Origin of the sequence: Streptomyces sp. NPDC008125 (assembly GCF_042957125.1) — a bacterium.
Taxonomy (GTDB): domain Bacteria; phylum Actinomycetota; class Actinomycetes; order Streptomycetales; family Streptomycetaceae; genus Streptomyces.
The window spans coordinates 231,792-255,943 of record NZ_JBIBHR010000003.1 but is presented as its reverse complement, the minus strand read 5'-3'; the positions used below and the strand labels follow the sequence as shown (position 1 = coordinate 255,943).

Genomic DNA, 24,152 nt, shown 5'->3' with positions numbered 1-24,152 from the left:
CGCCGGCACTAGCGGAGTCCCCGCTCACCGCCCGCCCAGCCGCTCCCCGCACTCGGCGCAGAACTTCGGCGCCCGCCCCTCCGCGAGACGCCCGCACCCCGGGCAGACCCGGTCCAGCGCGCACGGGGCCTCGCCGCCTTCGGGCTCGCCGCCTTCGGGTTCCCGGGCGACGGTCCCGGGCGGTGCGGGCGCGACCGTCAGGCCGGGGCGGCGGCGGTGGACGGTGAGGTACGCCAGGCCCTCGGGTCCGGCCTGGACGGCCCGGCGGGAGGTGCGGGGCAGCCAGGTGACCGTGGTCGGCGTGAGCGGCAGCGCGGTGTCCCCGGTGACGATCACACCGCTGCCCGCGAGCACGACGAGGAGCACGTCGAGGGTGTTCTCCTGGTGCCCGCCGACCTCCGCGTCCGGCGGCAGCCGTACCAGATTGGCGTCCAGCTCCCGCCCCTGCTCGGCGAGTCGCCAGAGCGCGCCCCGGCCGTCCGGGCCCGCCTGGGCGAGGGCGTCGGCGAGTACGGCGAGGTTACGGGGCACGGCGGTCACGCATCCGAGCGTACGCGGAACGGGTCGCCCGGCTGCCCTCTCCCACTCCTAGGCTGCCCTTTCCCGTCACGACAAGGAGTCCCATGCACCGCGAACCCGGCGCGAGTTACCCGCCCGTCGAGCCGTACGACCAGGGCCTGCTCGACGTCGGCGACGGCAACCTCGTCCACTGGGAGGTCTGCGGCAACCCCGGCCCGGAGGGAAGCCCGCGCTGGACCGGTTCGCGGGCAAGCCCGAGTGACCGGCCAGGGCCTTCCTCGGGACCAGGCTGGATCGGGGAGCGGGGCGAGCCCGGAATGATCCGGCCGAAAGGCCACCGAGTCCCCTTGCTTCGAGCGCACTCGAAGGCGTTGGGTGGGGAGTCATGAAGTACACGCAGCTCGGACGCACGGGCCTCAAGGTCAGCCGCCTCGTTCTCGGGACGATGAACTTCGGCCCGCAGACCAACGAACCCGACAGTCACTCGCTCATGGACGCCGCGCTCGACGCGGGCGTCAACTTCTTCGACACCGCCAACGTCTACGGCTGGGGCGAGAACAAGGGCCGCACCGAGGAGATCCTCGGCACCTGGTTCGCCCAGGGCGGCGACCGCCGCGACAAGGTCGTCCTCGCCACCAAGGTCTACGGGAACATGGGCCCGGACGGCGAGGCGTGGCCCAATCACGACAAGCTCTCCGCGCTCAACATCCGCCGGGCCGTCGACGCCAGCCTCAAGCGGCTCCAGACGGACCACATCGACCTGTACCAGTTCCACCACGTCGACCGGTCCACCCCGGCCGAGGAGATCTGGCAGGCCATCGACGTACTGATCCAGCAGGGCAAGATCCTGTACGCGGGCTCGTCCAACTTCGCCGGCTACAAGATCGCCCAGGCGAACGAGACGGCCAAGCGCCTCGGCTCGTTCGGCCTGGTCAGTGAGCAGTGCCTGTACAACCTGATGGCCCGCGACGCCGAGATGGAGGTCATCCCGGCCGCCCAGGAGTACGGCCTCGGCGTCATCCCCTGGTCCCCCCTGCAGGGCGGGCTGCTGAGCGGCGCGCTGCGCAAGGAGCGCGAGGGCGGCGGCGCCCGGTCCACCACCGGCCGCTCCGCCGACGGCCTCGCGGACCCGAAGGTGCGCGCCCGGATCCAGGCGTACGAGGACCTGCTCGACAAGCACGGTCTTGAGCCCGGCGAGGTCGGCCTGGCGTGGCTGCTGACCCGCCCGGGTATCACCGGCCCGATCTCGGGCCCGCGTACCCGCGAGCAGCTCGACTCCGCGCTGCGCGCGGTGGAGCTGGAGCTGTCCGAGGAGGTGCTGGCCTCGCTGGAGGAGATCTTCCCCGGCCCGGGCCCGTCCCCGGAGAGCTTCGCCTGGTAGTCCGGCAGGCCCGGTGCGTCTCCCCGGCCGGCGGTCAGCCGTCGGGGAGACGGGGAGCCCGGCAGGCGCTCGCGGAAGGGCGCCCCGGTGTCGTCAGTTGCCCACGGCCGCCGCCACGGCGACGACGACGAACATCAGCACGAGAACGGTGGCCATGATGCGGTTTCTGGTCTTCGGATCCACCCGACGAGGTTAACCGCCCCACCGGCCTCCCCCGTCACCCGCCCCGGTCACCCGCCGGCCGACCCGCCCCGCTCACCGCCCCAGCGGCCAGGCCCGCACCACCTCGTACCGCGGCTGCTCCCCGGGCACCCCGGAGACCGGCAGACGGCTGCGGACCAGGCTCAGCGTGTCCGCCTCCCAGGCCGCCCCCTCGAACCCCTCCAGCGCGCTGGTGAACGGGTGCAGGTCCACGTCCGTGCGGCTGCGCGCGAGCGTGAGGTGGGGCGCGTAGCGGTGGTGCTCCTCCATCGGGACACCCGCCCGGCGGGCGGCGGCGTGGGCGCGTTCCGCGAGCAGCCGCAGCGCGTCCAGCCCGCCCGCCGCCCCGGCCCACAGCACCCGCCCGCCGAACCGGCCGCCGCCGTGCACCCGCAGCGGGAACGGCTCGCTCCGGTGGGCGGCGCGCTCCAGCCGCTCGTACAGCTCCGGCAGCAGCGCCTCGTCCACCTCCCCGTAGAAGGCGAGCGTGAAGTGCCACCCCTCCGTCCCGCTCCACCGCAGGCTCCCCGCCCCCGGCAGCGCGTGCAGCGGGGCGACGGTGGTCCGCAGTTCCTCGACGGCGGGAGGGGGCGGCAGGACGGCGGCGAAGAGGCGTTGGTGTCGGCTGCCGGTGGCGGCTCGCTGGCTGCTCATGCGGGCGAGTCTCGCAGTTGCCCGCGTACCCGGGAGGCCGTACGCGGCGTCGTACGGCGTGGCTGCCCCGACGCAGGAGGCTGCCGGGGAGGAGTGCCACGATGACCGTGCTGGGGACGGAGGTTTTCCCCCGCGGCTGGACGGCGGAACGACGACCCGCGGAGAACCGGGCGCGAACGCAGGGAACCAGGCGCGAAAAACCGTTCCGCCCTCCTTCCCCCGCGCGCGGGAAGGAGGGCGGAACGGTGTCAGCGATCGCTCGATCTACGCCGCCGTCGCCAGCTGTTCGCGCGGGACGAAGCGGACGTGAGGGCGCCCCGGGCGGAGGTCCACCTTCACCCTCAGGCCGCCGAGGCGGGCCAGGACGAAGCCGATGGCCAGGGCGGCGAGCAGCGATATGCCGCCGCCGAACGCGAAGCCCGTGCGGGGGCCGTACGTGTCGCTGATCCAGCCCACGATCGGGGCCCCGACGGGCGTACCGCCGGCGAAGACCATCATGTAGAGGCTCATCACCCGGCCGCGCATGGCCGGGTCGGCGGCCATCTGGACGCTGGTGTTGGCGCTGATGTTGGTCGTCATGCCGAGCATCCCGATCGGCACCAGCAGCACCGCGAAGATCCAGACGGCCGGCGAGAGCGAGGCGGCGACCTCCAGCAGCCCGAAGAGGGTGCCCGCCGCGACGACCATCCGCAGCCGCGAGGAGCGGCGTCGGGCGGCCAGCAGGGCTCCTATGAGGGAGCCGCAGGCCATCAGGATGTTGAAGAAGGAGTACATGCCGGCGCCGCCGTGGAAGATCTCGTCGGCGTAGGCGGTGAGCCAGATCGGGAAGTTGAATCCGAAGGTTCCGACGAAGCCGACCAGCGCGATGGGCCAGATCAGCTCCGGCCGCCCCTTCACGTACCGCAGCCCCTCGCGGAGCTGGCCCTTGGCGCGGGGGACGATCACCGTCTGGTGGAGCTCGCTCGTCCGCATCATCAGCAGGCCGACGAGGGGAGCGATGAAGGACAGGCCGTTGAACATGAAGGCCCAGCCGCTGCCGACCGTGGTGATCAGGACACCCGCGATGGCGGGGCCGATGAGGCGGGCGGACTGGAAGTTCGCGGAGTTCAGGCTGACGGCGTTGCGGAGCTGCTTCGGGCCGACCATCTCGGAGACGAAGGACTGGCGGGCCGGGTTGTCCACGACCGTGACCATGCCGAGCAGGAACGCGATCAGGTAGACGTGCCAGACCTGTACGAGGCCCGCGAGGGTCAGGGTGGCCAGGAGCACGCCGCAGAGGCCGAGCAGCGTCTGGCTGACGAGCAGGAGCTTGCGCTTCGGGAAGCGGTCGGCGACCACGCCGCCGTACAGGCCGAAGAGCAGCATCGGGAGGAACTGGAGGGCCGTGGTGATACCGACGGCCGCGGCGGACCCGGTGAGGCTGAGGACCAGCCAGTCCTGCGTGATGCGGGACATCCAGGTACCGGTGTTGGAGATCACGGCGCCCGTGGCGAACAGGCGGTAGTTGCGGATCTTCAGCGACGAGAAGGTCCCGCCGGTCGAGCTGTCGTGGGTGGCGGTCGGTGCGGGGGCGGAGTCTGCTCCGGATCCCGTACTCAAAAGGGTTCGCCTCCTCGGCGTGGGTGAATGCTGGCAGGTGACGGGAACGGTGGCGTCGGGCGCGGCGGCCGTGGTCCGGCCGGCCCGGGGTGTCACAGGTGGGCGAGCTTCTCGAGCACGGGTGCGGCGACCCTGAGCTTCTCCCACTCGTCCTCGTCCAGGCCCTCGGCGAGTCCGGCCAGCCAGGCGTTCCGCTTGGTGCGGCTCTCACTGAGCATGGCCTCGGCCTGCTCGGTCTGGCTGACCCTCTTCTGGCGACGGTCATCGGGGTGCGGTTCGAGACTGACCAGTCCCTTGGCCTCCAGCAGCGCGACGATGCGAGTCATCGAGGGAGGCTGGACGTGCTCCTTGCGGGCCAGCTCACCGGGGGTGGCCGAGCCGCAGCGGGCGAGGGTGCCGAGCACCGACATCTCGGTGGGGCTCAGCGACTCGTCGACGCGCTGGTGTTTCAGGCGTCGGCCGAGCAGCATCACGGCGGAGCGGAGGGAGCTCACGGCGGCGGCACTGTCGCCGTCGTGGATCAGGTCAGGCATGGTCCTTAGAGTAACTCATTACTTTAACTAAAGACCAATCGGTGGTACGCGCGAGAATCTCCTCACCCGAACGAGTGAGTCAGGCGCGGAAAGTCACACCAAAAGCGCGCCGGGGCGGCGACCCTGCTTGGCATGGGATCGACAGTGCTCAGCCTGCGGATCGACGGTGAGCTGCTCGACCGGCTCCGGCAGCACGCCGCAAAACGCGGAATGAGCGTCCAGGACTATGTGGTCCGGACGCTCATTCGCGACGACTTCGACGAACGCTTCAAGTCGGCGGTCGACGAGACGGAGAAGTTCTACGGGCCCCAGGGCCGGCAGGACCCGGTGGACCGGATCACGTGACCGGGCGCCCGGAGGAAGGGGGGCGGGGCCGGTGATCCGGTCGGCCGGGCGGGATCAGGTGAGGCCGAGGGCCGGCATCGCGTAGTAGAAGACGAAGACGGCCGACACCACGTACATGGCCACCGGCACCTCCCGGCCCCGGCCCGCCGCCAGCCGCATCGCGCTGAAGGCGATGAAGCCGATGCCGATGCCGTTGGTGATCGAGTAGGTGAACGGCATCATCACCATGGCGAGGAACGCCGGGATGGCGAGGGTGAAGTCGCTCCAGTCGACGCCCCGGACCGAGCTCGCGACGATCAGGAACCCGACCGCGACCAGCGCCGGGGTGGCGGCCTGCGAGGGGACCATGGTCGCCAGGGGGGTCAGGAACAGCGCCACCGTGAAGAGCAGGCCGCTGACCACGCTCGCGAGACCGGTACGCGCCCCTTCACCGACACCCGCGGTGGACTCCACGAAGCAGGTGGAGGCCGAGGAGGAGGTCGCGCCGCCCGCGGCGACGGCGATGCCGTCGACGAACAGCACCTTGTTGATGCCGGGGAAGTTGCCGTTCGCGTCGGTCAGCTTCGCCTCGTCGCCGACGCCGAGGATGGTGCCCATCGCGTCGAAGAAGCAGGACAGCAGCACGGTGAAGACGAACAGGATGCCGGTCAGCACGCCGACCTTGGAGAAGCCGCCGAAGAGGCTGAAGTCGCCGAGCAGCCCGAAGTCGGGCGAGGCGACCGGGTTGCCCGGCCACTCCGGGACGGTGAGGCCCCAGGCGCCGGCCGGCAGGTCCACGGCCGCGTTGATGATCAGCGCGAGGATCGTCATGGCGACGATCGAGATCAGGATGGCGCCCGGCACCTTGCGGACGATGAGCCCGAGGGTGAGCAGCACGCCCAGCACGAAGATGAGGACCGGCCAGCCGTGCAGGTGACCGCCGCTGCCGAGCTGGAGCGGGACGGTGGTCTGGGCGAGGTCGGGGATGCGCGAGACGAACCCGGAGTCCACCAGGCCGACGAGCAGGACGAAGAGTCCGATACCCATCGAGATGCCCTTGCGGAGCGAGGTGGGCACGGCGTTCATCACGCGCTCCCGGAGCCCGGTGGCGACGAGGAGCATCACGACGATGCCCGCGAGGACGACCATGCCCATCGCGTCCGCCCAGCTCATACGCGGGGCGAGCTGGAGGGCGACGACGGTGTTGACGCCGAGACCGGCGGCGAGCGCGATCGGCACGTTGCCGATGACACCCATCAGGAGCGTGGTGAACGCGGCGGTGAGCACGGTGGCGGTGACCAGCTGGCCGCCGTCGAGCTGGTGCCCGTACATGTCCTTGGCGCTGCCGAGGATGATCGGGTTGAGCACGATGATGTACGCCATCGCGAAGAACGTGGCGAATCCGCCGCGGATCTCACGGGCGACCGTGGAACCCCGCTCGGAGATCTTGAAAAAACGGTCGAGCCCGCCCTGGGGCGGGCTGGGGTCGACCTCTGCGGTGGCCGTGCCGGACATGTATGACCTCAGACGTACGTAGGAGCCATGAACAAGGTGGGGAAAGTAGGCCGTCTTTGGACTTTTACACGAACAAATCACGCCATTCCCGAACGGATTAAGTATGAATACATAAGGCGAAGATCGCTATCTCCGCGCGTAGACCCATGCGGCATCAGGGCCCGGCGCACTTATGTACCCGGCCCCTACAAGCGTCCGGCCTGCGTCACGGCACCCGACCGGGTGGCCCATAGACTGAGGCCATGGAGAAGTGGACACCGAAGCACGAGGCGCCCGAGCCCCTGGAGGGCCCCGTCGTCGCCACCATCACCGGCGGCACGATCCTCTGGTTCGTCCTCTTCCTCGTGCAGCTCCCCTTCTACGGCTGGTTCGACGACCACGGCCACCTCTGGTGGGTGTGGACCTGCCTCGCCGGGGCCGGACTCGGACTGATCGGCATCTGGTACGTACGCGGCCGGGACGCCGCCATCAAGCGCCACGCCGCCGCCCGCGAGGCCGACGCCGCCGCGGCGGCGCGCGACGCCGGTCCGGACGCGCCGGGCACCACCGGCTGACCGCTCCCCCTGCCGGACACGGCCCAGGGCCCCCTGTCCAGCCCCGTTCCACCGGGCTGGCCCGGCGTTCCGCCCGTACCGTCTGAACCATGACGCAGCGGGCCATCGACACCTCCGGGGGGCAGCCCCCCGATCGCTCCCCCTCCGACGAGGCCGCGCCCCCGCCGTACGACCCCCGGGGGCTCTCCACCGCCGAGGTGGCGGAGCGGGTCGCGCGCGGCGAGGTCAACGACGTGCCCGTCCGCTCCTCGCGCTCGGTCACCGAGATCGTCCGCGCCAACGTCTTCACCCGGTTCAACCTGATCATCGGCGTGCTCTGGGTGATCATGCTGGCGGTCGCGCCGATCCAGGACAGTCTCTTCGGCTTCGTGATCATCGCCAACACCGGCATCGGCATCGTCCAGGAGTGGCGGGCCAAGAAGACCCTGGACGGCCTCGCCGTCATCGGCGAGGCGAAACCCACCGTGCGGCGCGACGGGACCGCCGCCGCGATCTCCACCTCCGCGATCGTCCTCGGCGACCTGATCGAGCTGGGTCCGGGCGACAAGGTCGTGGTGGACGGCACGGTCGGCGAGGCCGACAACCTGGAGATCGACGAGTCCCTCCTCACCGGCGAGGCCGACCCCGTGCTCAAGCGCGCGGGCGACCCGGTGATGTCGGGCAGCTTCGTCGTCGCGGGCGGTGGCGCGTTCACCGCGACGAAGGTCGGGCGCGAGGCGTACGCGGCCCAGCTCGCGGAGGAGGCGTCCCGGTTCACCCTCGTCCAGTCCGAGCTGCGCAGCGGCATCTCCACGATCCTGAAGTACGTGACCTGGATGATGATCCCGACCGCGATCGGGCTCGTCGTCAGCCAGCTGGTCGTCAAGGAGAACGACTTCAAGGAGTCGGTGGCCCGGAGCGCCGGCGGCATCGTGCCGATGATCCCCGAGGGGCTGGTGCTGCTGACCTCGGTCGCCTTCGCGATCGGCGTCATCCGGCTCGGCCGCAAGCAGTGCCTCGTCCAGGAGCTGCCCGCCATCGAGGGGCTGGCCCGGGTCGACGTCGTCTGCCTCGACAAGACCGGCACCCTCACCGAGGGCGGCATGGACGTGACCGAGGTCCGGCCGCTGGGCTCCGCCGACGGGGCCTACGTGTCCCGGGTGCTCGGCGCCCTCGGCGGCTCGGACCCCCGGCCGAACGCCAGCCTCCAGGCGATCGTGGACGCCCACCCCGACCCGGGAGGCTGGCGGGTGACCGACACCCTGCCGTTCTCCTCGGCCCGCAAGTACAGCGGCGCCGCCTTCCGCGAGGACGGTTCCACCGACGACACCGACGGCGGGTCCGCCGGCTCCTCCGACTCCGCCTGGCTGCTGGGCGCGCCCGACGTGCTGCTCCCCGACGGCGCCCCCGAGCTGGCCTCGATCGAGGAGCTGAACCGGCAGGGGCTGCGGGTGCTGCTGCTCTCCCGGGCGCGGGGCGGCCTGGACGGGCCGGACGCCGCCGCCGGGTCCGTACCCACCGCGCTCGTCGTGCTGGAGCAGCGGCTGCGGCCGGACGCCGGTGACACGCTGCGCTACTTCGCGGACCAGCGGGTCGCCGCGAAGGTGATCTCCGGGGACAACGCCGTCTCGGTGGGAGCGGTGGCCGGGAAGCTCGGGCTGCCGGGCGCCGAGCACACGCTGGACGCCCGGCGGATGCCGGAGGACCGGGACGCGATGGCGACCGCGATGGAGGAGAACACGGTCTTCGGCCGGGTCACCCCGCAGCAGAAGCGGAACATGGTCGCGGCGCTCCAGTCGCGCGGCCACACGGTCGCGATGACCGGCGACGGCGTCAACGACGTGCTGGCTCTGAAGGACGCCGACATCGGGGTCTCGATGGGCTCGGGGTCGGAGGCGACCCGGGCGGTGGCGCAGATCGTGCTGCTGGACAACAGCTTCGCGACCCTGCCCTCGGTGGTCGCCGAGGGCCGCCGGGTGATCGGGAACATCACCCGGGTCGCCACCCTGTTCCTGACGAAGACGGTCTACTCGGTGCTGCTTGCGATCCTGGTGGTCTGCTTCCAGGTGGAGTACCCGTTCCTCCCCCGGCACCTGACGCTGCTCTCGACGCTGACGATCGGCGTCCCCGCGTTCTTCCTGGCGCTCGCGCCGAACAAGGAGCGGGCCCAGCCGTACTTCGTCCGCCGGGTGATGCGGTACGCGATCCCGTCCGGGGTCATCGCGGGGGCGGCGACCTTCCTCACGTACATGCTGGCGGGGAGCCATTACTCCGGGCCCGGGGCCCTCGACGCGGAGACCAGCGCGGCGACGCTGACGTTGTTCCTGGTGTCGATGTGGGTGCTCGCGATCATCGCCCGCCCGTACACCTGGTGGCGAATCCTGCTGGTGGCCTCGATGGGGGCGGCGTTCCTGATCGTCCTCGCGGTGCCGTGGCTCCAGCACTTCTTCGCGCTGAAGCTGGTGGGCACCACCATGCCGTGGGCGGCGGTGGCCGTCGCGGCGGCGGCCTCGGTGCTGCTGGAGTACGTCTGGCGCCTGGTGGGCCGCCGTTTCGGGGCGTGAGCCCCGCGACCGCGGGCCCACCAGGCACCGGGGGGGGGTCAGTCGAACCAGCGGTCCCGGGCCAGCTCCTCCGTACGGGACGGGTCCTCCAGGAGGGCCGCGACCTCGAATCGGCGGGGCCACTGGCCCGCCGCCCAGGCGAGTCCGGCCGCCACGCCTTCCAGGGTCGAGGCGTGCACGGTGCCGTCGGGGGTGCGGCGCCAGTCCAGTTCGACGCCGCCCGCGCGGAGTTCCTCGTGCTCGACGTAGGTCTCGGGGGTGCGGTCGCCGAGCAGGACGCGGACGGATTCGGGCACCTCGTGCTCCTCGCCCTCGGTCTCCACCTCCGCCTCGATCGTCTCGCCGAGCCGGCGGACCTGGAAGAGCTCCGCGAGTTCGGCGGCGCGTGCCGGGGCGACCGGCAGCAGCGCCAGCCCTTCGGCGAGCGGAGTCACGTCGGGGGCGTCGGCCACGACGGCGTCCGCCGCGTCGACCACCTCCACCTCGCCGTCCACGACGGCCCGCAACGCGTCCGGCAGAGTGACCTGTTCGGGGTCGAGGTCGGCCAGCGCGGTATAGAGCGCGTGCAGTTGTACGGCGGTCACCGGCCGGTCCTCGTCGGCGAGGCGGCCCAGCAGTTCGGCGGCCCCGCCCGGCTCGTCGAGGAGGGCGTCGACCGTGGTGCGCACCCCGAGGGCGCGGAGCACCTGCGCGTCGTCGAAGCCGGTGGCGTCCACCGCGTCGTAGAGGCCGGCCAGCAGCGGGTCGCCGCCCGCGGCGCGGACACCGGCCGGGCGGCGGCCGTCCAGCACCGGGTGGTCGCGCAGCCACCAGGCGGTGTACGGGCGCACCGAGCGGGTCGTACCGTCCGGGAGCAGCACCCGGACGGGCTGGGTCAGGGCGTCGCGGAGCGGCGGCCGGGAGAGCATGGCGAGCGCCTGCGGCCAGGCGTCGTCGGCGACGAGGTCGAGGTCGCGTACGGCGACGATCTCGGTGGCCACCGGCGGTACCGGGGTGTCGGGGAGCTGGTCGAGCAGGTCCTCGCACCAGACGTCGACGGCGTCCAGCAGCCCGGCGTCGTCGGGTTCGGCGAAGTCGCCGTCCCGGGGCTCCAGTTCGTCCGGGTCGAGCACCACGTCGGTGGTGCGCACGAGCGCGAAGCCGGCGAGGACCCCGCAGGCGGTGAGGGGTTGCTCGCCCCAGCGCTCGGCCAGTTCCTGGTCGCAGTGGGCGAGTTCGCCCTCGCGCATGATCTCGGCGAATTCGCTGCCGGGCAGCACGAGTTCACCGGCGGGCGCGGTCTCGCCGTCCTCGTCGAGCAGCGCGAGGGCGCCGAGCCAGGGTTCGTCGCCGGGGTTCAGTTCGGCTTCGCGTACGAGGGTGAGCACGGTCTCGACGAGCTCGTCGCCGTCCAGCGCGTCCTCGTCCCAGATCTCGCCCGCCTCCAGCGATCCCGCGACGGCCGCGCGCACCTGAGGGGTGGTGAGCACGGCACGCGGCGTGGCGGGCAGTGCGCCGAGCTTCTCGAGGAGCGGGTGTGCGGCGTCCGGGTGGGCGACCTTGAGGCCGAGCCGGGCGAGGCGGGCGAGCACCGGGCCGGTCAGCGCGTCGGGCAGCGGGAGCAGCACCTGGCGGGGGCCGATGGTGGTACGGGGCGGCTGCCCCTCGGGGGCGTCGGACGCCCCGGCCAGCGGGACGGGCAGCCCGGAGAGGCGGTCCGGGTCGACCCCGGCGAGGCTGTCGTAGAACCGCCGCCACCAGTGGGGCTCGCGCTCCAGACCGGCGAGCCGGTCGATCGCCTCGGTCAGCGGGACCCGGCCCACGCCCAGGGTGCGCAGTTCGGCGCGGCGCTCCAGCCCGGCGGGGAGCAGGCACGGCAGGACCTCGGCGAGCACCCGTACGGTCTCGGCCCCGGCGCCCTCCACGATCTCGGCCTCCACGGGTCGCAGCGCGGCGGAGTCCCGGTGGCGTACGGCGTCCGGGGCCTCCGGCTCCGCCCAGTCCTCGGCGGCCCAGCGCTCGGTGACCGCGGCGGCCGGGTCGGCGGGCGCGGCCGGGGCCAGGAACGCGACCCGGGGCAGCCGCTGGAGGATCGCACCGCGCAGCGCCCCGTCCAGCGCGCCCCGGCCGAGCGGTCCGGGCACCAGGTCGAGGGTGCCGGTGGAGACGGGGTGCCAGTCGGCGAGGAGTTCGGCGTAGGCGTCGGCGGCGCGTTCCACCAGGAAGTCGGTGAGCGGGCCGGGCGCGGGGTGCCGGCGGGTGGGGTCCAGCGGCAGCGAAGCGATGAGCAGGGCGGGCACGCCGAGCGGTTCGTCGGTGGGCGTCGGGGCGTGCACCACGGGGGCGGTGGCGGGGCGGCGGGGCGAGCCGTCCTCGTTCACCGGGACCGCCCAGGTGACCGACCAGTGCGGGCGCAGCCGCTCCTCGACCGGCCGGTCGGCAAGCAGCGCGGGCTCGACGGGCCCGTGGTGGAAGACGGTGCGCCAGCGGTTGACGCCGTGCGCCGAGTCCTCGACGTGGATGTACGGGCCGTGCGCGGATCGCCTCAACGTCCGTACACCGGACGGGGTTTCGATGACGATCTCGTCGAGTCCGGCCAGGGTGAGGAGGAGCGCGTCGTCGACGGAGCCGAGCAGCCGCTCCACCAGGTCTTCGGCTGTGCCGTCGCGCAACGGCAGCACCACCACGGTGTCGTACCCCTCGGGCGCGGCACCCTCGGCGGGCAGCGGGAGGCGCAGCAGCGGTACGTGGCCGTCCCGGCGGCGGAGTTCGTCGCCGAGTCCGGGGCTGCCGACGGCCGCGCCCTCCGCGAGGAGGCGGGCCTCGGCGAGGGACCAGCGGACTCCGCCGTGGCGGCCGAGGACGGCGGGCTCGTCGCTCACCGCGAGGACGGCGGCGAAGCCGACGCCGAAGCGGCCCACGGACGTCTCGTGGCCCTCGCGCTTGGCGGAGGCCCGCAGGGTGGAGAGGGATTCGACGCCGGTGGCGTCGAGCGGGGCGCCGGTGTTGGCGGCGGCCAGCACGGTGGGCGTGCCGTCCCCGCCGGGGTGCAGGGTGAGGCGGAGCCTGCCGGGCACCCCCGCGCGGGCGGCGGCGTCGGCCGCGTTCTGCGCGAGCTCCACGACGAGGCGGTCGCGGTACCCGCCGAGCGCGAGGTCCTCCTCGGCGTTGGCGTCCTCGCGGAACCGGGCGGGCCCGGCCCCCCAGGCGTCGAGCACGCCGCGCCGCAGCCGTGCCGTCCCGAACGGATCGGCCCCCTCGGTCGCCTTCATGCTCACGCTTCGACTCCGCTCTGTTCCGCTGCCCCGTCGGCCGTTGCCGCCCAGTGTGCGCCCGAACGTACCGCGCGCGGACGACAGCGCGGTCCACGGGAGCGGGAACGGCCGGTGCAGCGGGGCCGGAGCAGGCGGAACAGGCCGCAGCGAGGCGGAACGGGCCGGAGCAGGCGAACCAGGCCGCAGCGGGGCGGAACGGGCCGCAGCGGGGCGGAACGGGCCGCAGCGGGCGTGCGGCACCGCGTGGCGGTCCCGGTCCGGCCGGGGTCCGCCGCGCGGTGCCGTCGCGTCAGGAGTGGCCGAGATCGTCCGCGTGCGCGTCGGCCTCGTCGGGAACGGAGCCGCCGTCCCGCTCGGGGTGCAGCTGGTACGTGTCCACCCGCATGGTGTCGAGCGCGTGCGGGGCGGGCGTCGGCGGCTTCGGCATCACGGCCGCCTCGGAGTGGCCGCCGCAGCCGTACGCCAGCGAGACGACATGGCCGTCGGCGGGGCCGAACTCGTTGGCGCAGACACCGAAGGCCTGCCGCAGCGATCCGGTCAGCGGGACCAGGAACGCGCAGCTCACACAGGTCGCGGGGGCGGCCTGGGCCATCGGCGTCTTGGGGCCGAACTCCTCGTCCCAGCGGTCGGCCGCCGCGTGCAGGCCGTACCGGGACAGCACCCGCGCACGCCGCATGCCCAGCTCTTCGGCGACCGAGGCGATGGAGCCCCGGCCGATCGGAGACGGCCGCCGGCCCGTCAGCTCGGCGTCCTCGGTGTCCGCGAGAGCGGCCAGCTCGTCGGAGACCGCCGGCGGCTCCGTCTCGTCGACGGTCTCGCCGGTCCAGCCGGGCTCCAGGCGGAGGTCCTCGGCCTCGGTGGGCAGCAGGTCGCCGGGGCCCATGTCGCCGGGGCGCAGCCGCTCGCTCCAGGGCACCCACTCCGGGGCGAGCAGGGCGTCCGAGCCGGGCAGCAGCACCGTTTCGTCGAGCGTGACGTTCTTGGCGCGGGAGGCCCGGGCGACGGTCACCGCCCAGCGCCACCCCCGGTACCCGAACATCTCGCACTCGAAGTAGTGCGTGACGACCCGGTCCCCTTCGGCCACCACGGCCACGTGTTCGCCGACCTCGCCGGGTGCGGCGGCCTCCTCGGCCGCGGCGCGCGCGAGATCTACCGCCTCGGCACAGAGCCGGTCGGGGACAGGGGTACGGGCCGTACGGCTTCGCGTCGTCGTCGCAGCACTCACAGGTCTCGCTTCTCTCCTACGCAGTCTCACGAGCGCGCCGATGGCTCCATCGATGTCCGATTTCAGCCATGACGGCTGTGGGCGGAGCGGACCTGGGGACCGCGTCGACGTCCACACCCGTTGTTGCCTGCCTCGGGCGTGCTTCTCGTAACCCATTCTGCGGGATCGCGGAGAGGCGCGCGGCCAAGAACAACCGCCGGTGGCGCGTAACGCACGCTACCCTCTCCGTCGCCCCGCGCCCACCTGCCCGTCCCAAACGCGACCTTTCCGATGCGTGACGCGATGGATTCTCCGGGTCTCAGGGCCGGGAAATTCCCGGTTCCCGTCCGGCTCACCCGCCCCGGAAGACCGTTCCGTACCGCCGTCCGCGCCCCGGTCCGCGGACACCCCGTGCCGTCATCGGTTCGCCGGAGAAAGGTTGGGGCAGGATGACGAAGTGGCTTCCGTCCGGTCGCACGACGTCTCCGGCCCCCTCCGCAGGGCGGGCCGGTCGATGCGTCGCGCGCTGCACTCGGGCTTCTCCGGCACCGGCCGGTCCATCCGCAAGGTGACGCACGCCCACGGTGCCGGTGAGTCCGGGCTCGGCAAGCTGATCGAACTGCACGCCGTCAACGGCGCGGGCGATGTGATGATCACGGTGGCACTGGCCTCCACGGTGTTCTTCTCCGTCCCGACCGACGAGGCCCGGGGCCGCGTCGCGCTCTACCTGGCGATCACCATGGCGCCGTTCACCCTGCTCGCGCCGGTGATCGGTCCGCTGCTGGACCGGCTGCCGCACGGCCGCCGGGCGGCGATGGCGGGCGCGATGCTGGTCCGCGCGGTGCTCGCGATCGCCATGTCGAGCGCGGTCGCCACCGGCGGCCTGGAGCTGTATCCGGCGGCGCTGGGGGTGCTCGTCTGCTCGAAGGCGTACGGAGTGGTGCGCAGCGCTGTCGTACCGCGCCTGCTGCCGCCGCGGTTCTCGCTGGTGAAGGCGAATTCGCGGGTCACCCTGGCCGGGCTGCTGGCGACCGGGATCGCGGCCCCGATCGGCGCCGCGCTCCAGATGGCCGGTTCGGCGTGGCCACTCGTCGGCGCCTGTGTGATCTTCCTCGGCGGCACCGTCCTCGCCTTCACGCTGCCGCCCAAGGTGGACTCCGCGAAGGGCGAGCGCCGGGCCCGCCTCGCCGAGGAGCACCGCACGGCCGGTGGGGCCGGCGGGGCTGCCCCCGCCTCCCGCAACCGGGGCTCCGGGACCGGCTCGACCCTGCTCCGTGCCGGGCGTACGCGCATCGGACGCCGGGGAGCCGACGGGACACGCCGGCTCCGGGAGAAGCGGGAGAGGCGTGAGCGGCGGCCGGGGCTGCGGTCGGTGGGCGGTTCCGTGCTGCACGGCCTCCAGGCGAACGCGGCGCACCGCGCGCTCTCCGGCTTCCTCATCTTCTTCCTCGCGTTCCTGCTGCGGGACGAGCCGCTGTCGGGGCAGAGCGCCGCCGTCTCGCTCGGCATCGTCGGCGTCGCGGCGGGCGCGGGGAACGCCTGCGGTACGGCGGTGGGCTCGCTGCTCCGGGCGCGCGGCCCGGAGGTGATCGTCGCGACGGTGCTGGGGATCGCGCTGGGAGCGGCGGTGCTGGCCGCGCTGTTCTTCTCGACGGTGTTCGTCGCGGTGCTCGGTGCGGTCGCCGGCTTCACCCAGGCACTGTCGAAGCTGTCGCTGGACGCGATGATCCAGCGCGACGTGCCCGAGGAGGTGCGGACCTCCGCCTTCGCACGGTCGGAGACGATCCTTCAGATGGCGTGGGTGGTCGGCGGCGGCATCGGGATCGCGCTGCCGCTCAATGGAGTACTGGGCATGTCGGTCGCCGCCGGAATCCTCGCGCTGGGTGCCGCGACGTCCGTACGGGGTCTCCTGGCCTCCGCGCGGCGCGGCTCACCGCACCCCCGCGTGGCGTGAAGCGGAGCGACCGATAGCCTTCGGCCCATGACCGTTGCGTTCTTCTCAGGTAAGAGCCGTCGAATCGGCGTCGCTCTTGGTGCCGTGTCCGCGGGACTCCTCGTCCTGTCCGCCTGCGACAAGCCGACGCCGCTCGCCACCGTGACGGTCGGCACGACCTCGGTGTCGACCGAGGCCGCCTGCTACAACGACGGCGATCCCATCAAGGAATCGCTGATCCAGGGCTGCCTGAACAAGAAGGCCGACAAGTCGATCGACGTCGCGATGGACGACCGGGTCCGCTTCGGCGTCGACCCGGAGGTCGCGGACCACGGCTGGACGCTCTTCATCGAGGGCCAGCAGGCCGAGCAGGAGCCGTACAAGAAGACCTACCGGTCCATCACCGGCAGCGCCTTCTTCTCCAGCCAGACCGGCGAGACGAGCAACGAGACCCAGGTCAGCGTCGTCGAGACCGACGGTTCGAAGCTCGTCGGCATCTGGCACTTCAAGCTGAAGAAGACCGACTAGTCCGCGTTCCGGTCCCTGTTCCGCCCTCTCACCCCGGACGTCCTCTCGTGCGTGTGCTCGTCGTGACCGCTGTTCCCGCCGAACGGGACGCGGTCACACGTGCGTCCGGGGAGGTTCCGGAGGTGCGCCGGGCGCCCGGTGCCGAACTGCACCGCACCGGCCCGCTGGACGTGCTGGCGGGCGGGGTCGGCCCGGCCGCCTCCGCCGCGGCCACCGCGTTCGCCCTGGCCTCCGGCCCGTACGACCTCGTCGTGTCGGCCGGGATCGGCGGCGGGTTCGCGCCCGCCGCACCCGTCGGCTCCCTCGTCGTGGCGCGCGGCATCGTCGCCGCCGACCTGGGCGCCGAGACCCCCGAGGGTTTCGTCCCCGTCACCGGCCTCGGCTTCGGCCGGGTGCTCCACGTGCCGCCGCGCTCGTTGGTACGCGAGGTGGCCGCCGCCACCGGCGCGGCGGCCGGCACCGTGCTGACGGTGTCCACCGTGACCGGCAGCGCCGAGCGCGCCGCCGCCCTGACGGCCGCCCACCCCGGGGCCCTCGCCGAGGCGATGGAGGGGTTCGGGGTCGCCGAGGCGGCCACCGCGCTCGGGCTGCCGGTGCTGGAGATCCGGGCCGTGTCGAACCCGGTCGGCCCCCGCGACCGGGACGCCTGGCGCATCGGCGACGCCCTGGCCGCGCTCACCGGAGCCTTCGGGAAGCTCATCCCCGTACTGGAAGGTTGGACCCACCATGACCGCAACGACTGACGGCGCCGCCACCACCGGCACGGACGCCGCGCTGAAGATCTCCTTCTCCCCCTGCCCCAACGACACCTTCGTCTTCGAGGCGCTGGCGCACGGCCGGGTCCCCGGCGCCACCCCGCTCGACGTCACCTTCGCCGACATCGACATCACCAACGGCCTCGCCGAGCGCGGCGAGGGCGACGTGCTGAAGGTCAGTTACGCGGTGCTGCCGTGGGTTCTCGACGAGTACGCCCTGCTGCCGTGCGGCGGGGCGCTGGGGCGCGGCTGCGGCCCGCTCGTCCTCACCCGTGAACCGGGCACCGACCTGACCGGCGGGACGGTCGCCGTCCCGAGCGAGCGATCCACCGCCTACCTGCTCTTCCGCCTCTGGGCCGCGCAGACCCTGCCGGGCGGGGTCGGCGAGATCGTCGTCATGCCGTTCGACGAGATCATGCCCGCGGTACGCGACGGGAAGGTCGACGGCGGACTCGTCATCCACGAGGCGCGCTTCACGTACCAGAACTACGGGCTGCACAACCTCGCCGACATGGGGCAGCACTGGGAGTCCACCACCGGGCTGCCGATCCCGCTGGGCGCCATCATCGCCAAGCGCTCGCTGGGCGCGGAGAAGCTGCACGCGCTGGCCGACTCCATCCGCACCTCGGTCCGGATGGCCTGGGACGACCCGGAGGCCTCCCGCGGTTACGTCCTGGAGCACGCCCAGGAGATGGACCCGGCCGTCGCCGACCAGCACATCGGGCTGTACGTCAACGAGTTCACGGCCGACCTCGGCGAGGACGGGTACGCGGCGATCCGCGGCCTGCTGACCCGCGCGGCGGCGGAGGGGCTCGTACCGGCCCTCGCACCGGACGCGCTGGCCTTCCCCGAAGCCGCCTGAAGGGCCGGGCACGGGGCCAGCTGACGGCTCGTCGCCCGGACCGTGTCCGGGGTTGAGACGGTTTCCGGCCAGACGTACGACGACGGCGGTCCCGGGAAGGGGCCGCCGTCGTCGGCGTACCGGGTACGTGGCGTACCGGCTGTCGTCCGGCTACACGTCGAGCTGGTCGGCGACCGCGCGGAGCAGGCCGGCGATCTTCGTGCCGGACGCCTTGTCGGGGTAGCGGCCCCGCTCCAGCAGCGGCGTGATGTTCTCCAGGACCGTCGTCAGGTCCTGGACGATCGAGGCCAGCTCGTCCGGCTTGCGGCGCTGGGCCGCCGCGACGGACGGGGTCGGATCGAGGATCGCGACGGAAAGCGCCTGGTCACCGCGTTGTCCGGCGACCACACCGAACTCGACGCGCTGGCCGGGCTTGAGCCCGTCGACTCCGGCGGGCAGGACCGACGAGTGCACGAACACGTCCGCGCCGTCGTCACGGGAGAGGAAGCCGAAGCCCTTCTCGTTGTTGAACCACTTGACTTTGCCGGTGGGCACTTCGTCCTCGTCCTCGTCGCTTGTCGATGCGCGGGGAGCCGGTGAACGGCTCCGGATAGCAGGAGAGCGGGCCGCCAGGACCCGCCGATCTTCAGGCTAGTGGCCCCTGGGCCCGGGACAAGACGTCGCCGGGCCATTGTCTGTCAGCGGGAACTACCCTTGCCGGGTGAGCACTACTCCTTCAGGCGCGGGCGACCGACTGGTCCGGATCGGCGCCATCGTTTTCTTCGTCGGCGCACTGGCCACCCTGGTCACGGTGGCCCCGCTGTTCCTCGGCACCGACCCCTTCCCGTCGATCGCGTACGCGGTCTGCATGCTCATGGGGGTCGGTTTCCTGATCGCCGCCGCGGGCGTCGTCCGCTCGGTGTGGGCGAACTCGCCGAGGAGGGCGGTCAGCCGCTCGTAGGCCGCCCGCAGGGTGCCCGGAAGGGCGGCGAGCCGCCCGTGGAGCCGCTCTCCGCCCCGCAGGGGCCTGCCCGCTACGACGTGAGCGCGGCGCGCCCGGCCTCGTACCCCTGGAGCCAGTCCGGGAAGGCCGTGAGGTCGGCGAGGACCACGTTCGCGCCCGCCGCACGCAGCTCGTCGGCGTCGCACGGCCCCGTCGTGACGCCGACCGACACCGCCCCGGCGACCCGCGCCCCGCGTACGTCGCCGACGTGGTCGCCGACGTAGACCTGCGCGCCCTCCGCCAGCAGCGCCTTGCCCTTCCCCTCCGCCCAGAGGTTGCCGATCACCAGGTCGGGGGTGAGGCCGAGGTGGGTGAGGTGGAGCTCGGCGTTCGGCTGGTGCTTCGCGGTGACGACGATCGCCCGGCCGCCCAGCGCCTGCACCGCCTCGATCGCGGCCCGCGCCCCGGCCAGCGCCGTGGTGGGGGTGATCGCGTGGCGCGGGTAGCTCTCCCGGTAGTGGTCGGCGGTGGCGGCCACCCGGTCCGCCGGGAACCAGTTCGCCAGCTCGTCCTCGACGGGCGGCCCCAGCCGGCTGACGACCAGGTCGGCGTCGATGGGCACCCCTGTCTCCGCCGAGAGGGCCACATAGGCGGCCTTGATGCCGGGCCGGGAGTCGATGAGCGTCATGTCGAGGTCGAAGCCGACCGTCAGCGTGTGCGAAACCATGTGCGAAGCCATGCCGTCCATTGTGCCGATCCGCCGGGCCCGGCTGCCGGGGCGGGCCGGTCGCGGGACGCGGAGGTGCGGACAGGCGCCGCTCCTCAGTTCCGAGCCCGCCGTGCCCGCCACACCAGGTACAGCGCCGAGGCCACCGCCGCCGTGCGGAGCACCACCGGCCACAGACCGGTCAGTACGTCGCCCATGGCGCCCTCGGCGATCGGCTCGCCCCAGCGCCCGCGCACCCGGCCCCAGACCCACACCACCGCCCCCGCAGCGACCGTGCCGGGCAGCCCCAGGGCGACCCACTTCGCCTCGGCCCGGGAGAACGCGCGGGAGCTGTAGGCGAGCAGCCAGCCGCCCGCGAGAGCCAGCCAGGAGCCGATCACCGCACCGGCCACCAGCAGAGCGGCGGCGACGAGCAGCAGCGGATGGCCGATCCGGCGCCCGGCCGGGGCGGCCGTGGGCGCGGCGGGAGCGGGCGCCGGGGCGCGCCGGCGCATCCGCGGCAGCGGCAGGAGCCGCCGGGCGCGCACGGCCGGGGCGCCCTCCACCGCGCCCTCCGCGTCCCCGGGGTCGCCGGAGTCGCCGAGGTCGCCGGGCCGGGCGGCCCGCCGCGTACCGGCCGGGCCGCCCGCCCCGTCCGGATCGCCGTCCTTGCCGTCCTTGCCGTCCTCGCCGTCCTCGCCGTCCTGGCGGGGGCGGGGAGGGGGCTTCAGCAGGGCGGGGATCTCCACCCCGCCGACGAACCCCGGCACCTGCACCCCGTCGCCGAACTCGCCGAACGGTCCCGGCTCGACCCGCCACCAGTCGCGTTCGCCCACGGTCTCGCCGAGCCGGTCCAGGCCGATCACGTGCGGGGCGGAGGGGTCGGGCCAGTAGCCGGAGTCGCTCGTCTCCGCCGCCCAGTCCACTCCGGACGAGCCGGACGGCCCGGACGGCCCGGACGGCCGGTGCGACCCGTGCGACCCGTGTGACCCGTGCGACCCGTGCGACCCGTGCGACCCGTGCGACCCGTGCGACCCGTGCGACCCGTGCGACCCGGAAGGATCGTGCGGCCCGGACGGCCCGTGCGCCGCGTCCGGCCGGTGTGCGCCGTCCGTATCGCCTGCGTCTCCCGCGGCGTCCGTACCCCGCTCGCCGCCGCCCCGGTTCTTCCGGAACAGCGACGCGCCACGCCGGGGCCCCGGTACCGGACCTGCCGGAGTGTCACGGGGCCCGTGGGCCGTTTCCGGCGCGGCAGCGCTCGAACGCGGCGGCGGCAGCGGGGCGGAGGGCGGGGCGGTGGGCGGGGCGGAGGGCGGGGCGGGTTGTGCGCCGGGGGCCGACTCGGCGGCGGCGGCGACCAGTTCGCCAGGATCGCCGAGGCGCCCGATGATGCGCCGCACGGCGGCGGGCGAGTCCGCCCCGGCCTTCCCGCGCTGCTTCTCGATCTCGTCGCGCACCTGGCCGACGAGCCTCATCCGGGCTCCCGAGGACAGCTGTTGTCGCTGCGCCAGGTCCCCGACACGGCTCAAGAACTCGTAGACGAGCTGGTCGCTCTCGATCCCCACGTGACCCGTCCCCTCGGTTCCCTCCGGCTGACCTGCTCCGACCGTAGCGTTCCAGGGGCTACCGTGGGACGGATGGGGACGACCACACCACCGCGCACGCTCGCCGAAGCTCTGCGTGCCCGCGGCGACGAAGCGCTGGCCGGGCTGCTGCGCGCCCGTCCCGACCTGCTCACGCCGGTACCGGGCGACATCACCCAGCTCGCGACCCGGGCCGGCACCCGGGCCTCCGTGGTGCGCGCGCTGGAGCACCTGGACCGGTTCGCGCTGCAGACCGCCGAGGCCCTCGCGGTGGCCCCCGACCCGGCCCCGTACGAGACGCTGCTGCGGCTGCTGACCGGCGACGGGCAGGACGACGGCGCCCACCACGACGACGCCGGGGCAGCGATCACCGCGGCACTGCCGGGCGCCCTGGACACCCTGCGCGAACAGGCCCTGGTCTGGGGCGAGGACGAGCGGCTGCACCTGGTGCGCACCGCGCGGGAGCTCCTCGCGCCGTCCCCGCAGCACCCCTCCCCCACCGGGCTCGGGCCGACCGTCTCGGAGGCCACCGCCGGGATGTCGCCGGGCCGGCTCCAGGAGATCCTGACCGCCGCCGGGCTCCCCGCCACCTACGATCCGGTCTCCGCCGTGGCCGCGCTGACCGGTCTCTTCACCGACCGCACCCGCATGGCGGAACTCCTGGACTCCGCGCCCGTGGAGGCGCTGTCGGTGCTGGACCGGCTGGTGTGGGGCCCGCCGTACGGCGAGATCACGCCGAACCCGACCCCGCCGGTCCGCTGGCTGCGCGACCGGGGCCTGCTGCTCCCGGTGTCGGCGCGCACCGTCGTACTGCCCCGTGAAGCGGCCCTGCACCTGCGGGCCGGGCGCGCCCACCGCGTACCGGAACCGCTGCCCCCGGTCGTCGAGCCGGTCGCCGAACGCGATCCCCAGGCTGTGGACAGGGCGGCGGCCGGGCAGGCGTTCCTCGCGCTCTCCACCGTCGAGGACCTGCTGAAGCTCTGGAACGGCGGTGGCCCCGCCGTACTGCGTTCCGGCGGGCTGAGCGTGCGCGAGCTGAAGCGGGTCGCGAGCGCTCTCGACACCACGGAGCCGGTCGCCGCGTTCTGGGTCGAACTCGCCTACGCCACCGGGCTGCTCGCCGCCGACGGCGAGACCGACGAACGGTACGGCGCCACCCCCGCGTACGACGACTGGCTCGAACTCCCCGCCGCCCAGCGGTGGACGCGCCTCGCGCTCGCCTGGCTGGCGGCCACCCGCACCGCCGGACTCGTCGGCGGCCAGGACGCCAAGGGCCGCGCCCTCTCCGCGCTCGGCCCCGAACTGGACCGCTCCGCCGCCCCCGACGTACGCCGCCGGGTCCTCACCCTCTTCGCCGCGCTGCCGCCCGGCACCGCACCCGACCCCGCCACCCTGCTCACCCGGCTGCGCTGGGAGCGCCCGCTGCGCGGCGGATCGCGCGGCGACATCCACCCCCGGCCGGAGGGGACCGGTTCGAGCGCCCCCGGAGACACGTCGGACCTGCGGTCGCGTATCGCGCTGTGGACGGTCAACGAGGCCGAGCTCCTCGGCATCACCGGCCGCGGCGCGCTCTCCTCCCAGGCCCGCGCCCTGCTCCCGCGCACCCCGGAGGACTCCGCCCGCGCCGCGGCCCTGCTCGCCCCACTGCTGCCGGAGCCCCTCGACCACGTACTCCTCCAGGCCGACCTGACGGCCGTCGCCCCCGGGCCGCTGGAGCGCCCGCTCGCCGACGTCCTGCACGTCCTCGCCGACGTCGAGTCCAAGGGCGGCGCGACGGTCTACCGCTTCACCCCCGGCTCGGTGCGCCGGGCGCTGGACGCCGGGCAGAGCGCCTCCGACCTGCACGCCTTCCTCGCCGCGCACAGCCGCACCCCGGTGCCGCAGCCGCTGACCTACCTCATCGACGACGTGGCCCGGCGCCACGGCCACCTCCGGATCGGCGCCGCGTCCTCGTACGTACGCTGCGACGACGAAGCCGTACTCAACGAGATCCTGGCCGACAAGCGCGCGGCCGTCCTGCGGCTGCGCCGCCTCGCGCCGACCGTCCTCGCCTCCCAGACCGACCCCGCGTCCCTCCTCGAAGCGCTGCGCGACCTCGGCTACGCCCCCGCCGCCGAGTCCGCCGAGGGCGACGTCCTGATCACCCGCGCAGGCGCCCGCCGCACCCCGCCGCGTACCGCCCCCGTCCCCGTGCCCGAGGGCCCGCCGGTCCCGGACGACACGCTGCTCGGCGCGGCGGTACGGGCCATCCGGGCCGGCGACACGGCCGCCACGGTCGTCCGCAAGGAGCCCGCCGCCGAGGCAGGAGCCCCGTCCGGCACGCTCCCACGCACCACCCCGGCGGACACCCTCGCCACCGTCCAGGCCGCCGCGATGACGGGGTCCACGCTCTGGATCGGCTACGTCAACGCGGAGGGCGCGGCCAGCCAGCGCGTGATCGCTCCGGTGCGGGTGGAGGGCGGCTTCGTCACCGCGTACGACCACACCGCCGACGAGGTCCGCACGTATCCGCTGCACCGCATCACGGGAGTCGCGGAGCTGGCGGAGGAGTAGAGCCGCGACCTGCCGTGGCGGCCCGCATC

Annotated in this window: 20 protein-coding genes and 1 pseudogene; 11 read left to right on the top strand and 10 right to left on the bottom strand. The window is 73.6% G+C overall.

The features are described 5' to 3' along the window. Positions 1-24: 24 nt before the first annotated feature. Positions 25-540: a cupin domain-containing protein gene (locus tag ACFZAX_RS06435; protein ID WP_390959657.1), complete on the bottom strand. Its 516-nt coding sequence runs from the start codon at positions 538-540 to the stop codon at positions 25-27. 83 nt (positions 541-623) lie between these two features. Between ACFZAX_RS06435 and ACFZAX_RS06430 the strand changes: the two are divergent. After that, positions 624-731, top strand: a pseudogene (locus ACFZAX_RS06430) (prolyl aminopeptidase); the annotation flags it as partial. Positions 732-904: 173 nt separating this feature from the next. After that, positions 905-1,900 (top strand): aldo/keto reductase, encoded by a 996-nt coding sequence (locus ACFZAX_RS06425; RefSeq protein WP_390959655.1) that lies wholly within the window; start codon positions 905-907, stop codon positions 1,898-1,900. Positions 1,901-2,155: 255 nt separating this feature from the next. Here the strand turns inward: ACFZAX_RS06425 and thpR are convergent, their stop codons facing one another. The 3 genes from thpR to ACFZAX_RS06410 form a co-directional block, all read right to left on the bottom strand. Next, positions 2,156-2,755, bottom strand: a complete 600-nt coding sequence (gene thpR, locus ACFZAX_RS06420) for an RNA 2',3'-cyclic phosphodiesterase (protein ID WP_390959653.1) — start codon at positions 2,753-2,755, stop codon at positions 2,156-2,158. Between the two features lie 264 nt (positions 2,756-3,019). Continuing rightward, a complete protein-coding gene (locus ACFZAX_RS06415) occupies positions 3,020-4,354 on the bottom strand; it encodes an MFS transporter (RefSeq protein WP_390959652.1) in 1,335 nt (444 codons plus the stop codon). A 92-nt stretch (positions 4,355-4,446) separates the two neighbouring features. Next, positions 4,447-4,887, bottom strand: coding sequence for a MarR family winged helix-turn-helix transcriptional regulator (locus ACFZAX_RS06410; RefSeq protein WP_266705725.1), 441 nt, complete (start codon positions 4,885-4,887; stop codon positions 4,447-4,449). A gap of 132 nt (positions 4,888-5,019) precedes the next feature. Between ACFZAX_RS06410 and ACFZAX_RS06405 the strand changes: the two genes are divergently transcribed. Then, the gene (locus tag ACFZAX_RS06405) at positions 5,020-5,232 is read left to right on the top strand and encodes a ribbon-helix-helix protein, CopG family (RefSeq protein ID WP_327176406.1); all 213 of its coding nucleotides are present in this window, start codon (positions 5,020-5,022) and stop codon (positions 5,230-5,232) included. Between the two features lie 54 nt (positions 5,233-5,286). On the opposite strand, the gene ACFZAX_RS06400 is transcribed toward ACFZAX_RS06405, so the two are convergent. After that, the gene (locus ACFZAX_RS06400) at positions 5,287-6,726 is read right to left on the bottom strand and encodes a solute carrier family 23 protein (protein ID WP_390959650.1); all 1,440 of its coding nucleotides are present in this window, start codon (positions 6,724-6,726) and stop codon (positions 5,287-5,289) included. A gap of 242 nt (positions 6,727-6,968) precedes the next feature. Between ACFZAX_RS06400 and ACFZAX_RS06395 the strand changes: the two genes are divergently transcribed. Next, on the top strand, positions 6,969-7,280 hold the full coding sequence (locus ACFZAX_RS06395) for a DUF2530 domain-containing protein (protein ID WP_390959648.1): 312 nt from the start codon (positions 6,969-6,971) through the stop codon (positions 7,278-7,280). An 89-nt stretch (positions 7,281-7,369) separates the two neighbouring features. Further along, positions 7,370-9,823, top strand: coding sequence for an HAD-IC family P-type ATPase (locus ACFZAX_RS06390; RefSeq protein WP_390959646.1), 2,454 nt, complete (start codon positions 7,370-7,372; stop codon positions 9,821-9,823). A 38-nt stretch (positions 9,824-9,861) separates the two neighbouring features. Here ACFZAX_RS06390 and ACFZAX_RS06385 read toward each other — a convergent pair whose 3' ends face one another. Continuing rightward, a complete protein-coding gene (locus ACFZAX_RS06385; protein WP_390960071.1) occupies positions 9,862-13,074 on the bottom strand; it encodes a sacsin N-terminal ATP-binding-like domain-containing protein in 3,213 nt (1,070 codons plus the stop codon). Positions 13,075-13,366: 292 nt separating this feature from the next. After that, a complete protein-coding gene (locus ACFZAX_RS06380; RefSeq protein ID WP_390959644.1) occupies positions 13,367-14,302 on the bottom strand; it encodes a DUF3027 domain-containing protein in 936 nt (311 codons plus the stop codon). A gap of 436 nt (positions 14,303-14,738) precedes the next feature. On the opposite strand from ACFZAX_RS06380, the gene ACFZAX_RS06375 reads away from it, so the two are divergent. The 4 genes from ACFZAX_RS06375 to ACFZAX_RS06360 are packed head-to-tail and all read left to right on the top strand — an operon-like array spanning position 14,739 to position 18,359. Further along, complete coding sequence (locus tag ACFZAX_RS06375) at positions 14,739-16,235, top strand: MFS transporter (protein ID WP_390959642.1); 1,497 nt, start codon at positions 14,739-14,741, stop codon at positions 16,233-16,235. A gap of 27 nt (positions 16,236-16,262) precedes the next feature. After that, a complete protein-coding gene (locus ACFZAX_RS06370) occupies positions 16,263-16,742 on the top strand; it encodes a DUF2771 domain-containing protein (protein ID WP_390959641.1) in 480 nt (159 codons plus the stop codon). Positions 16,743-16,789: 47 nt separating this feature from the next. Further along, positions 16,790-17,485 (top strand): futalosine hydrolase, encoded by a 696-nt coding sequence (locus tag ACFZAX_RS06365; protein WP_390959640.1) that lies wholly within the window; start codon positions 16,790-16,792, stop codon positions 17,483-17,485. Further along, entirely contained in the window at positions 17,469-18,359 is an 891-nt protein-coding gene (locus ACFZAX_RS06360) for an MqnA/MqnD/SBP family protein (protein ID WP_390959638.1), read from the top strand. The genes ACFZAX_RS06365 and ACFZAX_RS06360 overlap by 17 nt, the downstream gene beginning before the upstream one ends. Positions 18,360-18,509: 150 nt before the next feature. On the opposite strand, the gene ACFZAX_RS06355 is transcribed toward ACFZAX_RS06360, so the two are convergent. Further along, entirely contained in the window at positions 18,510-18,893 is a 384-nt protein-coding gene (locus ACFZAX_RS06355) for a cold shock domain-containing protein (RefSeq protein WP_390959636.1), read from the bottom strand. Between the two features lie 166 nt (positions 18,894-19,059). Between ACFZAX_RS06355 and ACFZAX_RS06350 the strand changes: the two genes are divergently transcribed. Beyond that, positions 19,060-19,299, top strand: a complete 240-nt coding sequence (locus ACFZAX_RS06350) for a hypothetical protein (protein ID WP_390959634.1) — start codon at positions 19,060-19,062, stop codon at positions 19,297-19,299. A 73-nt stretch (positions 19,300-19,372) separates the two neighbouring features. Here the strand turns inward: ACFZAX_RS06350 and ACFZAX_RS06345 are convergent, their stop codons facing one another. Together ACFZAX_RS06345 and ACFZAX_RS06340 are read right to left on the bottom strand one after the other, a co-directional pair. Further along, positions 19,373-20,029 carry an HAD hydrolase-like protein gene (locus ACFZAX_RS06345; protein ID WP_390959632.1) on the bottom strand — a complete coding sequence of 219 codons (657 nt, stop codon included), beginning with the start codon at positions 20,027-20,029 and terminating at the stop codon, positions 19,373-19,375. A gap of 74 nt (positions 20,030-20,103) precedes the next feature. Then, on the bottom strand, positions 20,104-21,552 hold the full coding sequence (locus ACFZAX_RS06340) for a hypothetical protein (protein WP_390959630.1): 1,449 nt from the start codon (positions 21,550-21,552) through the stop codon (positions 20,104-20,106). 72 nt (positions 21,553-21,624) lie between these two features. Between ACFZAX_RS06340 and ACFZAX_RS06335 the strand changes: the two genes are divergently transcribed. Further along, complete coding sequence (locus ACFZAX_RS06335; RefSeq protein WP_390959628.1) at positions 21,625-24,123, top strand: helicase-associated domain-containing protein; 2,499 nt, start codon at positions 21,625-21,627, stop codon at positions 24,121-24,123. Positions 24,124-24,152: the final 29 nt, after the last annotated feature.